This is a genomic window from Oceanobacillus iheyensis HTE831 (assembly GCF_000011245.1).
GTDB classification, from domain to species: Bacteria; Bacillota; Bacilli; order Bacillales; family Amphibacillaceae; genus Oceanobacillus; species Oceanobacillus iheyensis.
Genome location: NC_004193.1, coordinates 769,568 through 782,478 on the forward strand (window position 1 = coordinate 769,568; position 12,911 = coordinate 782,478).

A 12,911-nucleotide genomic window follows, 5' to 3' on the forward strand; every position below is an offset into this window, starting at 1 on the left:
AATAGTACTGGAAATTATTCAAAAAATTCATAAAAATATTAAAACACGAATGTTATTTTTTGTGATGAGTTTTTTGTTCGTGTTTTATTGACAGTGGTCGACAATGATAGTAATATAATGATGTAATTGAATAGAAATGCGTATAATTAAGGGGATATGGCCCACAGTTTCTACCAGACCACCGTAAATGGTTTGACTACGCAGTAATTATATTTGTATCTAGATTTTAAGATATGCAGATATATTTCCTGTAGTTATTGTAGAAGCGCATGGCAATCCCAAGTGCTTCTATTATTTTTGGGGGGAATTAGATAAATGAACAAGTATTTTCAGTTAGATAAGTTAGGTACAAACATTCGAAGAGAGTTTGTTGCAGGCTTGACTACTTTCTTAGCAATGGCATATATATTATTTGTTAATCCTAGTATGCTAAGTGAAACAGGCATGGATGCTGATGCTGTTTTTGCTGCAACAGCAATTGCTGCAGCGATAGGTACATTAGTAATGGGGTTAGTTGCGAAATATCCAGTAGCGTTAGCTCCGGGTATGGGACTTAATGCATTCTTTACGTATACGGTTGTAATTGGATTTGGTATACCTTGGGAGACTGCACTTGCAGGTGTGTTAGCTTCAGGTCTTATATTTATCATTTTAACGTTATCTGGTATTCGTGAAAAAGTCATTAATGCCATTCCTTCAAGTTTAAAATTAGCAGTTGGTTCAGGTATTGGTCTATTTATCGCTTTTATTGGTCTGCAAAATGCCAATCTTGTGCAAGCCGATCCATCTACACTTCTAGCGTTAGGTGATCTTACTTCACCTACTGTTATGCTTGCGATATTCGGCCTTGTAGTTTCTGTTATTCTATTAGCTTATGGTGTGAAGGCAGGAATATTTTATGGAATGATTATTACTGCGATCGCTGGTATGCTATTTGGATTAATTCAACCACCTACTGGAATCAATGATATTGTCAGTGGAGTTCCAAGTTTAGCTCCTACTTTTGGACAAGCTATTCTGCATTTTGGTGAGATTTTTACTTTAGAAATGTTAGTTGTTATTTTAACTTTCTTATTTGTAGACTTTTTTGATACAGCAGGTACGCTTGTAGCAGTTGCATCAAAAGCAGGGATTATGAAAGATAATAAGTTACCTCGAGCTGGTAAAGCATTATTCTCTGATGCTTCAGCTACAGTTGTTGGGGCAGTTGTTGGTACATCGACAACTACTGCGTATGTAGAGTCTACAACTGGGGTAAGTGTTGGAGGACGTTCTGGACTAACTTCTGTGTTTACTGCACTGTTTTTCTTACTAGCATTATTCTTCTCTCCTTTATTAGGAGTTGTTACAAGTGAGGTTACTGCACCAGCTTTAATTATTGTCGGTGTACTCATGGTAAGTGCTTTAAAAGATATCCCTTGGGATGAGTTTGAGATTGCTGTTCCTGCATTCTTTACCGTATTAATGATGCCACTAACGTACAGTATTGCTACAGGTATTGCAATTGGCTTTATCTTCTACCCAATTACGATGTTAGTAAAAGGACGAGGAAAAGAAATTCATCCGATTATGTATGGCTTATTCGTCATATTTATTCTATACTTCATATTTTTAAATTAGTTGTAAATATAAAAAGGGTTAACCAATTTTGGTTAACCCTTTTTGCATGCTGTATGATAAAATGATTTACAATGATCTATTCCGAACCAGGTGCTGTTAAATCTTTACGGTAATATGCTATATGATACGTGATTAACAGGACTGTACCTATTGCAGAAAGAATACCCATTAATGTATACATCGAACTTCCTCCGAAAACATCAACCAGAGAACCTCCAGCTAATGAACCGATAATACCTGAAAGTCCAAAGTATACCGAGAAGAACACCAGATGACCAGTCGATTGTAAGAAACTTGGAATTAGTCGAGTGACATAATCAAACGCAGCAGTATAAAAGACACCAAATGTTAATCCGTGTAAGAATTGTAAACCAATGATCATCATTGGATCCGTTGCTGTCGCGTATAAGAACCATCTTAATGTATATATAATAGCAGCGATAATAATAAAAATTAATGAATGAAATTTTCTAAACCAAAAAGCAGCTAATGCAAAGACGGCAGCTTCTGAGATGACTCCTGCAAACCAAGCCAATCCAACAAGATCTTCGCTCCCACCAAGTTCACTAATATAAAGCGCCATATAATAATCATTCATTCGGTGAGTAATTGTAATAAATAAGATAACTCCAAGAAAAAGGAGGAAAGGTTTACTTTTTATAATTTTACTGATGTCATTTAATTTCACTGGTTTGGTATCTGCTTTTACATCTTTTAAAGGGATGAGGGTAAGTAGCGCGATAGTTCCAAAGGCTAAGTATACCCATACCATATATCCAATTCCGAATCGAGCTAATACTTCTCCAACTAGTAAAGATGATAGTGCAAATCCAACAGATCCCCACATTCGTATAGAGCCAAAAGAGATACCTAACTGTCCAGCGCGTCGTTGCGCAAAACTATCATTTAAACCACCGATAGGAGCTGCAAAAAAGTAAAACACTGCTCCAAAAATAAGAATAGTATGTAAGGAGGACATTTGGAAAAAGGTAAAACCGAAAATCAATAGGCCGATAAGGCAAATGAATAATATTCGTTTTATTGTTTTGAACTTATCACTTAGAAACCCCCAAAATGGTTGTGCCAGTATAGCGGCCAAAGATTCTACTGCTAGCACCCAGCCGATTTGTGTACCTGACAATCCTCGAGATTGTAGGTATAGTGGTAAGAAACTTATTAAAATCGTATTGGAAGCATGGTAACTTACAAATAAAGTTTTTAAGGGGATTAATGATTTTGTTTTACTCATATATCAGACTCCTTTTAGACGATAAAGTAGAACTTCATTTAGTGGGGATAACATATTACGCTTTACGGATATCGAATAAACACAACTTACATTACTATATCACTTTTTATAAAAGAGCAGTAGAGAATTGTATTTAATTTTTGAATGGGAGGAATTTTTATGAAGCCAGTTATTGGTATTACTTCATCTATGGAGACGGATTGTTCTCAATACACCATTAATAATCGGAATATACGTGCCATTGAAAATGCAGGGGGTATTCCCGTTATGCTTCCATATTTAAAGAATGATGAAGATATAGATTACATGATGAACAAGCTGGATGGACTGTATTTAACCGGTGGATATGATATCGATCCGACTTTATTTGGCGAAGAGCCTTTACCGGGGCTTGGCATCATTATTCCTGAGCGAGATCGTTCGGAAATTGCGTATGTAGAAAAAATGATTGAAAGAGATAAACCAATTCTAGGAGTATGCCGTGGAAGTCAAATTTTAAATATTGCATTAGGTGGTTTAATGTATCAAGATATATATTCACAATTAGACACTGTTAAATTGTTACAACATCGACAGAAAGCCCCAATTGATCATCGATCACATTTTGTGCACGTGAAGGAAGGTTCATTATTATATCAATTAACGGGTTTGGATAAATTTAAAGTAAATAGTTATCATCATCAGACAAATAATCGAGTTCCTGAAGATTATCAAATTTGTGCAACAGCGAGTGATGGAATTATAGAAGCCTTTGAGAGTGAAAAACATCGCTTTGTACTTGGTCTGCAATGGCATCCAGAAGGACTTATCGATTGTAAAGATGACCCTTCGTTTGCGATTTATCAAGGATTTATCAAAGCATGTATGAATCAGTAGAATAGGAAGGAAGGTGATCGCCTTGGTTAGGAGAATTAGATGGATATTTAGTATTCTATTAATCTGTATGATTGTCGTGCCTATTGTTTTATATGGATATGATAAGTATCAGATTAAGTCTGTTGAAAAAGATACGAAAATACACCTCATTAACCAAGGCTATCAAGAAGAACGATAGATGGAAGTCTGCAGAAATTGTCTCTGTATACAGCTAATGTAGTGTTTCATGATGTATATCAAAAGAAAGAAGCATTGTTCAAATCGGAACAGTAGATGGTATAGAAGAGGAGGAAGAATATAAACATTTGGAAATAATCACCGATTAAATAATATTTAAAGGAGATGTAGTTATGGATAAGAAGCGGAAGGTGAAATTATTTATCGCTACTAGCCTGGATGGGTATATTGCAACGAAGGATGAATCTCTTCAATGGCTTGAGGATATTGAAGGTGAAGGGGACAATGGTTATTTAAGATTTTATGAGGAAATAGATACGGTGATTATGGGGAATAAAACGTATCAATGGCTCGAATCACAAAACGTAAATGAATTCCCCTACAAAGGAAAAGACTGTTATGTGTTTTCACGTAAAGAATCAGGGAGAAATGAAAATGTGATTTTTGTAAATGATGATGTGAAGCGTTTTATTCAGATGTTACAAAAGAAAGAAGGACGAGATATATGGATAGTCGGTGGTGGGGAGTTGCTAACATCTTTCATAGAACAAGACTTAATTGATGAATACATTATTACTATTGCACCAATCATTCTTGGAGAGGGAATACCTTTGTTTAAAGAATGTAGCAGTACTATAAACTTATCGCTAATAGGTACGCAGAAATTTAACCAGTTTATAGAACTGCATTATGAGAGAACTTTAACTAATTAATTTAGAAAAATACGTAGAAGTCTTACATGAATTTTTATCATAAAAGAAAGCATTTCTATCAAAGGCGAAATGCTTTTTTATTTTGGTGGAAATCTCTAACTAGTCAAATCCAGCTCAAATGCAAGAAACGAAGCTACTTCACCAAATGAGTATTATCCATCATCGATAACTCAACTTACCGTGATTTATTTAAAAGAAAAAAGGAAGTTCGACCATTGTCGAACCAATTCTAAAAAGGGCGTCGTACTGGCTACGTTTCTAGTCGGGTGCTTGCGCTTTTGTTATAAAATGCTGTCTTGTCTATTATCCGAAGTCTATTGACCAAAATTAAGAAAAATAGAAGAAGAATTGGTGAATAGAGGGGTTCTATTGCCCAAAATTAAGGAAAATAGAAGAAGAATTGGTGAATAGAGAGGTTCTATTGCCCAAAATCAAGGGAAACAGAAGAAGAATTGGTGAATAGAGAGGTTCTATTGCCCAAAATTAAGGAAAATAGAAGAAAATTTGGTGAATAGAGCGTTTCTATTATTACTTAACTGTTATTCATAGATAAATATGGACATGTTAGAATAAAAAGACGAGCTAAAATAAAAGAAATTTCCGTTAGTGAGGGCATGCATATGAAAAGAAAGAAACCAATTTATGTGGAAACTTTCATTCGTAGTGATTTGGATAAAGTTTGGAAGTATTCACAAGATCCTAAACTTCATGAACAATGGGATTTGAGGTTTTCAGAGATCACATACTTATCTAAAGAGCGTGAAGATGATCCACAACATTTTCTGTATAAAACAAATATTGGATTTGGCATGAGTATATCGGGGACAGGAGAGAGTGTGGGCAAACGTGAGAATCAAACTGAAAAAGTATCTTCATTGAAGTTTTGGACAAAGCATCCATTGTCACTTATAAAGGAGGGCAGCGGCTATTGGAAATACATTGATACTAATGAAGGTACTAAATTCCTGACATTATATAATTACAATCCAGCACTCGGTATATTTGGAAAGATACTTGATTTGTTATTTCGACCGTTATTAGGTTGGGCTACAGCGTGGAGCTTTGATACTTTCAGGCTTTGGCTAGAAAAAGGAATACCACCACATTTGTCCTTTTGTAGAAGTTTTATTTTTTATATCGCCTGTTTCATTCTTTCGTTTATATGGATTTATCAAGGACTTGTTCCAAAAATTCTTTTTCAACATACGGGGGAATTAGATTTAGTTCAATCTATTGGATGGTTTCAAGGTTATGAAAGTGTACTATTGTACTTATTGGGATTGTTTCAGATTTTATTTGGTTTGACCTTTTTATTATTTGGTAGATGGAAATCACTACATATATTAAATATAATAGCACTGCTTTTATTAGGCATAGCAGCTACTATAAGTGATGTTACGACGCTCTTAACTCCTTTTAATACGACTACATTAACGATAGCGATGCTAGGGTTATCTTTTATTTCCCTCCTAAGTCTGAAAGATTTACCTAATGCCACTGCATGTATTCGTAAAGTACCAAGCAGACGGGAGTGAGTGGATGAAGTCAATCTATGAGAAAGCGTTAGGTAAAGATTACGATAACTTACATCCTGCTTTACAAAAAAAGTTCGGATTAACAAGTGGTAGTAAAAAGATTGCTATCGGAACTGGAATTATGAAACGCATATGGGGAGGAAATATATTGATGAAACCCATATTACGTATAGGGGTGACGAAGCACCTTACTTTTCCAGAAAGAGGAGAACATATCCCTTTTACACTAGAGAATGTAGCATATGAAAATGATCGCGGGGAAGAGTGTTTTGCTTGGATACGTCAATTTAACTTCAATAAACCACGGAATTTTGATGCGATTATGACATTTAACATGAAGAAAAATAATATTACGGATTATTTAGGACTGCACCATGACTTTATCTCTGATATTTCTTTACAAGTTTTAGATAATGGTGGAATTAAAATCACTTCTAGTCCGATACGATACAAACGAGTGACATTACCAAAAGCTATTAATGGTCAAGCGGAAGTAATAGAATGGTATGATGATTCCACAGAGCAATTTCATATATTTGTAGAAGTCAAAAATCATTACTTTGGAACAATATTTGGTTATGAAGGAACTTTTTCAATTCAATATAAAACCATTAAATGAATTTAATAGTTTCCTATTTTTATTATATACAAATGATTAATAAACTGTTCGGATTACAGAAAATTGGAAGACGGCGACTCCTGTGGAAAGCGCCGTCTGTAATGAAAATCAAATAACACAACATTCGGATCTTATACTAAATATATTAATTATAAAATTGATTCCAATTAATGAAATTCAAAATTATATGGTGCAAAGGAGGATCGCTCAATAAAAACAATACATAAAAGGTGAGATGAATGAGAAACAGAATAATTTTTCAAACATGCATAGGTTTCCTATTTTGGCTAAGTTCTTTTCTTTTTATGGAAGTTACCACCATAGAGCGCTTGCTGATCTTTGGGATTGCAGTAACAGTCCCACTGACATTTTTATTAACAGAAACTACGGATAGATACGGAAAACATTTTAAGGTTTATTCATTAGCAGTTAAGTTTTATCCAATTGCTGCTATATTTGCAATTATTTCTTTTTTCTTTCCGTTAGGATTCATTTCAGGTTTATGGACGGTACCATGGCTGATTTGGGTGACGATGGTCTTTTTATATGGGGTTCAAAGATTGATGGCGAGAGGGCTTCACTATATTGAGGAAGTAAGCATCGATATAGGTTTAATCTATTTACTTCTTGGGGGAGTATGGTTAAGTATATTCCGATTTGGGATCAATGTGTTGGATTTTGGTACAGTCATTATTAGCTTAACAGCAATACATTTTCATTTTTCCTCCTTTGTTACTCCCATATTTGCAGGATTACTTGGTAGATTCTATAGACGCTACATAGGAATATCAAAACAATTTAAACTAATGTTGGTTGGAATTATGGTTAGTTCGCTTGGGATAGCAATCGGAATTACGATTTCAAGAGTCGTAGAATTTTTCTTTGTAGGAGTGTATGCGATTAGCTTATGGGGATATACATATTATTTAGTGTTTCGTTTATATAACGTAGTAAAAAACAAGCTGGCTTATATATTACTTTCTATCTCTTCATTGACCTTAATAATGACAATGTTATTTGCGTCGATTTATGGGTTTGGGCGAATGATAAGTATAGACTTTGTTACAATTCCACAAATGGTTGATTATCATGGTATAGCCAATGCCTTTATCTTTGTATTTCTTGGAGTGGTTGGTTGGCTCATCGCTCAACCAAAAATGTATTTCATATCTTACGGAATACCTTTCAGTAATTTAAATGGAGAGAGAAAAATAGGGTCAGATTTTTTTCAACGCCATGATTATACTTCGACACAGGTTTATTCTGGTTTAGTTAATCGTTTAGAAGACTTCGATCAAACAGATTTCAATTCTAACAAGGTAAGTCCACGTATTAAACATTTTTATGAGCAGACGATCGATTATGATTTATTATCATTAACTTATTGGCAAAAAGGATTCCATAAGCTATCAAATGTGTATAAAGCAATTAGTTCAAAAGTACAACAAATTAATCTTCCTTCTCATGAAGATAAAGACGAGCTAACAGTAAAAAGTGAAATCATTGGTATTGATGATGTTAAAGATGGAAGAAAAGATGCTCGTGCATGGGTTCGAACTTCAAAAGTGACAGAAAAAGCGGTTTTTGTTGCTGCATATTCACACCATTCATTTGCTGAAAACAAATATGTAAACATAGCTTTGCCATTACCGTTTGGGCATATGACAGGGATTCTTCGTTTCGCAAACGGAATTGACGATGGATTAGAATTAACAAGTAAAGCCCGTTCGAAGAATAAAGGAGATGAAGGTATATATTACGTAACTAAATGGTTTTCTGTTAAGCTTCCAATTAGTGAGCATTTTACAGTTTGGGAAGAGGAAGATTATTTGAAGGCGAGCCATGAAATGTGGATACTTGGAAAGAAATTTTTGGCTATAGATTATATGATTCATCTTAAAATTCACCGTTAGTTATGACTAACAGTTTAAGTAGTTCTGTTAATAGAAGACAAAAATAGAGCTTGTAGGATTCTCGAAATCCTACAAACTCTATTTCATATATTAGGAAATGTCTAACATTTCTTTTACGTCATCCAAGGTTTTACCATTATGTTTTCGTGTCTTTTTAGGCACTTCTTTTACACCTGGATCAATTTTCAAAAAGTTAGCTGCAAGCAGTTCGAAATCTTTTTTGTCTCCTGTGCCATCAAAATTAAAATCGGCTGCTTGTTTATCACTGCCCCAATATTTTACCATTAAGAGGGCATCGATAATATCAATAACACTGTCTTGATTAATATCCCCAGCATCTTGTGTACGAAGAGGGAGTGATCTCCACGTACCCACAATCGAGTCTTCTCGCTGTTCATAGACATCAAAAGTTGTACGGACTGGGAAATGACCCTGGGATTTTTACTTCTAAATCAAATGTTTCGTCTGTGACTGGTACTTGAATTGTAAAATCATTATCGTTTTCAATTGTCGCATCATATTTATTACCTTCGGCGTCAGTTGCCTGCATTTGGATCGATGCATTAGGAAATTCTTGACTACTATCATACTGACCATCTAAACCGAAGAAGCCTTGTGCTAAGATATTTCCTCTTACTTCGGAATAGTTGCGCAGCAATTCAGTGTTTTGGCCTTCATAATAACCTCTTAAGTTTGTTGTTTCTTCTTGTGTATTGGTATACGTTGTTGAAAGAGTAGGATTCTTTACGTAATTATTTCGGCCAAAATCCGCTTCTTTTCCTGTGAACGTAGCCACAGCTATCGGTATATCTCCGGTCACTTCTTGCTCGATATCATTAATTGCTGTGGAAATGCTAATGTTATTTCTAGTATTGCTAATGGATTCCTCACTATATGTGATTGTTGGATCTCCATATGACTCGACATCTTCATGGAGCTTCACATCTACTAATTGTAGTTGTTGTTTATCATAATTTAGCTGGAAGTTAGCCTCTTGTAACATTTCAACATTATGAGCAGTTAAGGTGAATTCTACTTCTTCATCTACTGTTATTTCTTTTTTGTTTGACGATACAGTGGAATACGGTGTCCCTTCTTTGACAAAATTATGCATATAAGGGCCGCCTTGATTAAAGTTTCCTACCGAATCATAGCTGAAGAAACCAACCGGAGCTCTCTCTAATATTGGAGCCATAGCAATTTCATCCGTTATATTCCCTGTATTATCCGGAGTTAGTACGCCGCCTGGGAAGGCAGATCCCCAATAATACACGACATTATTACTTGATTGGTCAATATCAAAACCGGCATCTTGCATCTTGCTAATGGTTGGATCTATTATATTCATCGAGAATAGTAAATACTATTAAAACCAGCATTAATTGTAACCTGTTGTCCTTCTGGGATTCCTGTAGGATCAAATGTTCCAACTAACCCTAACTCTTTATCTGTCGCTCCATCGACAAGGATAATACTCATTTTTTCCATTGGAGACCGTAAGACAAAGTTAATTGGAGTATAAAGGTAAACCGATTCGAACTGATTATTTTCTTTTGTTGAGAAGTTATATGCCTCGATAGATTCTATTCCTCTCTCGGATACACGAATCGCAAATGGTATTTGGTAGGTTTCCGATGAATCTTCGACATTTTCATAATGAATATATCCTTCATAGTAGCCTTTTTCACTTGATGCAGGAACACTTAAGGATGCTTTTATTTTTTTCGTTTACCCTGATTTGATTTTCACATTATTCTTTATCGAGAAGTTCACTTTGTTTTCTTCTGGATCTAATGATTGATTGGTAAACTCGACATTCCCCTTCAATACTTTATCTTGATCACCTGCGTTCGTAATCTCTAACTCTTTCTTCAATTTCAAATCTTTCTTGTCGACATACTTTAAGCCGAAACTCATTCCACCTGTTATTTCTTCAATCTCTACTTCATTGCCATTCTCTAAATTGGTTGTTTCATCGATCACTTGGAAATTCAAATCTGAATGAACAGCTTCATACGGATCTACTCTTCCAGCACCCACTTCATAAACACTATAATCACCGTTTAATGGATCAGCAGTATTCATTAATAGCGAGCGAACATCTTCTGGTTCGTATTGATCATTTGATTGTAGGAGAAGAGCGGCAATTCCAGCAATATGTGGAGAAGCCATCGATGTTCCAGACAATCGCTGATAAGCAAATGTATACGTTCCATTTTCCTGATCATTAATATAGGATGGAACAGTTGATTGTATATTGACACCGGGAGCTACAATTTCCGGCTTTATATCATAATTCACTTTCGAAGGACCACGTGAACTAAATTCTGCTAATCTATCTCCTTCAGTTGTAATAGCGTCTAAATTACTAAATGTAAAGGTCTCATCTGTCTCAAGAATTCCTTTTAGCGCTTCACCATCATCTTTTGTTAAAGAAAAGGTAGGAATATAATCTACACCTTCAGCAAGATAGCTAGGAATATGTCCTTCATCGACATTATTATAAAGAAGGATCGCTTCTGCACCTTGTTCTTTTGTCGTCGTAATCTTGTCCACAAAAGGAATTTCTCCTCTGCTTATCAATGCAATTTTTCCTTCGACACTCGGACTGTCATTATAATCAGACGCTCTACCAAAACCTACATCCACAATTGGTAGATTCGTATCTACTAATGATGATAGATCATCATCAAAATGCTTCGCCATCAGTTGTAAATCAACTGTCTCTGAACCGTATGCACCGTCGAATGTTGCAATATCAACCGGAACATCACTAGCTCCTACGGTTAACGCTAGAGAAGCTGTTCCTGGTGATCCTAAGGTGAAATCCTGATTACCTGCATTTCCAGCCGATACAACGGCAGTGACACCACTTAACACAGCATTATTAACTGCTACACTCGTAGGGAATAGAGGATCATTTACCATTGCTCCTAATGACAGATTAATGACATCCATCCCTTCCGCTATTGCACGATCAATACCAGCAATAACATTTTCACTTGTACCACTTCCGTACGGGCCGAGAACTCTATAACCATATAAATCTACCTCAGGCGCAACACCTTTAATACGATGTTCACTGGAATTATCTCCTTCGCCAGCAATGGTTCCTGCAACATGTGTACCATGCTCTGTATAATAAGAATTGCTTCCGTTGTACTCTGGTTGTTCCGAATCTATCCAATCTTGATAGGTTGTTTCCATCGGGTCATTGTCGTCATCTACCATATCGTATCCACCTGCATAGACTCCCTCTAAATCTGGATGATTGTAGTCAATACCAGTATCCAATACCCCGACCTTTATACCTTCACCTGTATATCCTTCTGTATGTAACTTATCAATTTGTAAATATGGAATACTTTCCATCATATAAGGCTCAATTTGTTCTTTATCTAATTTTTCTTCCTTAATTGGAGGGTCTATCTTCACCTCTACGTCGCTCCAAATGGCTCGCACGACGTCAAAATTCAATACTTCTTTAATTTTATTGGCAGGAAGTTCGACTGCGATACCATTCATCGCATTTTTATAAGACTTGCCAAGTGTATATTGGTTGCTGCTCTTACCTTTAAACATCGATGCAATGTTGTCCTTAAATTGTTGTTGATCTTCTTCTACATCGGATTTTGCTTTTTTAGAAGAAATCCGTTGACCTTTTAGTTCTGACTCCATTACTGCAATTTTCTCTGGGTGATGATCAAGTTGAATAATCACTTTCACTTGTTCCTCACTTTTAAGGTCTATGTCACGTGATAGAAAAAGACCTTCTTGTTCTACTGATTGCAACTGCTTATAATTTTCTTTTTGTTCTGGTGTTAGATCTGATAGTACAGATTCTAGCGATTGTTGATTGTTTGCTAGAGTTTTCGTACCTGGTAGATTCACTAACGAAAACACTAGGGCTGCAATCATTATTATTGATACTATTTTTCTATGAGCTTTCACTTCGAATCCCTCCTATAATGTTGTTGTAAACGCTTTAAGTGTATCACAGCAATTTGCTATTGCGTATTGGGAAAACACGATAGGTACAAAGATAGATTAAACCTTCTATACCTTGCATGATAGTCTACTATTTTACTAGAGGGGAATGTGCAATATAAGGGAAAAAACGGGCTTTTAAGCATTAATTACCGATAATTATTATTATTGTCATGATGAATAAATATTGGGAAAATTTTAATGAAAAATGATAGGAATGTA

At 35.4% G+C, this 12,911-nt stretch carries 12 protein-coding genes and 1 riboswitch; of the genes, 7 read left to right on the forward strand and 5 right to left on the reverse strand.

The genetic code is table 11. The features are described from left to right. The first annotated feature begins 118 nt into the window (after nucleotides 1–118). A riboswitch (purine riboswitch) is annotated at nucleotides 119–219 on the forward strand. Nucleotides 220–315: 96 nt separating this feature from the next. Next, nucleotides 316–1,620 (forward strand): NCS2 family permease, encoded by a 1,305-nt coding sequence (locus OB_RS03925; protein ID WP_011065131.1) that lies wholly within the window; start codon nucleotides 316–318, stop codon nucleotides 1,618–1,620. Nucleotides 1,621–1,696: 76 nt separating this feature from the next. Here OB_RS03925 and OB_RS03930 read toward each other — a convergent pair whose 3' ends face one another. Further along, entirely contained in the window at nucleotides 1,697–2,869 is a 1,173-nt protein-coding gene (locus OB_RS03930) for an MFS transporter (RefSeq protein WP_011065132.1), read from the reverse strand. Between the two features lie 159 nt (nucleotides 2,870–3,028). Here OB_RS03930 and OB_RS03935 point away from each other — a divergent pair, with 159 nt between their 5' ends. From OB_RS03935 to OB_RS03955, 6 genes are all read left to right on the forward strand, one after another. After that, the gene (locus OB_RS03935; RefSeq protein WP_041544089.1) at nucleotides 3,029–3,745 is read left to right on the forward strand and encodes a gamma-glutamyl-gamma-aminobutyrate hydrolase family protein; all 717 of its coding nucleotides are present in this window, start codon (nucleotides 3,029–3,031) and stop codon (nucleotides 3,743–3,745) included. 22 nt (nucleotides 3,746–3,767) lie between these two features. Continuing rightward, the gene (locus tag OB_RS18365) at nucleotides 3,768–3,923 is read left to right on the forward strand and encodes a hypothetical protein (protein WP_011065134.1); all 156 of its coding nucleotides are present in this window, start codon (nucleotides 3,768–3,770) and stop codon (nucleotides 3,921–3,923) included. 172 nt (nucleotides 3,924–4,095) lie between these two features. Next, nucleotides 4,096–4,635, forward strand: a complete 540-nt coding sequence (locus OB_RS03940) for a dihydrofolate reductase family protein (RefSeq protein WP_011065135.1) — start codon at nucleotides 4,096–4,098, stop codon at nucleotides 4,633–4,635. A 620-nt stretch (nucleotides 4,636–5,255) separates the two neighbouring features. After that, nucleotides 5,256–6,170, forward strand: a complete 915-nt coding sequence (locus OB_RS03945; RefSeq protein WP_011065136.1) for a DoxX-like family protein — start codon at nucleotides 5,256–5,258, stop codon at nucleotides 6,168–6,170. A 4-nt stretch (nucleotides 6,171–6,174) separates the two neighbouring features. Beyond that, the gene (locus tag OB_RS03950; RefSeq protein WP_011065137.1) at nucleotides 6,175–6,789 is read left to right on the forward strand and encodes a DUF4166 domain-containing protein; all 615 of its coding nucleotides are present in this window, start codon (nucleotides 6,175–6,177) and stop codon (nucleotides 6,787–6,789) included. Nucleotides 6,790–7,028: 239 nt separating this feature from the next. Continuing rightward, on the forward strand, nucleotides 7,029–8,702 hold the full coding sequence (locus OB_RS03955) for a YndJ family protein (RefSeq protein ID WP_011065138.1): 1,674 nt from the start codon (nucleotides 7,029–7,031) through the stop codon (nucleotides 8,700–8,702). 90 nt (nucleotides 8,703–8,792) lie between these two features. On the opposite strand, the gene OB_RS03960 is transcribed toward OB_RS03955, so the two are convergent. From OB_RS03960 to OB_RS03965, 4 genes are all read right to left on the reverse strand, one after another. After that, entirely contained in the window at nucleotides 8,793–9,077 is a 285-nt protein-coding gene (locus OB_RS03960; RefSeq protein ID WP_011065139.1) for a dockerin type I domain-containing protein, read from the reverse strand. Between the two features lie 28 nt (nucleotides 9,078–9,105). Next, on the reverse strand, nucleotides 9,106–10,050 hold the full coding sequence (locus tag OB_RS17825; RefSeq protein WP_050750204.1) for a cohesin domain-containing protein: 945 nt from the start codon (nucleotides 10,048–10,050) through the stop codon (nucleotides 9,106–9,108). Then, a complete protein-coding gene (locus OB_RS18370) occupies nucleotides 10,047–10,190 on the reverse strand; it encodes a hypothetical protein (protein ID WP_160162344.1) in 144 nt (47 codons plus the stop codon). Before OB_RS18370 ends, OB_RS17825 begins: the two co-directional genes overlap by 4 nt. A gap of 240 nt (nucleotides 10,191–10,430) precedes the next feature. Further along, entirely contained in the window at nucleotides 10,431–12,653 is a 2,223-nt protein-coding gene (locus OB_RS03965) for a S8 family serine peptidase (RefSeq protein WP_011065141.1), read from the reverse strand. Between the last annotated feature and the right edge of the window lie 258 nt (nucleotides 12,654–12,911).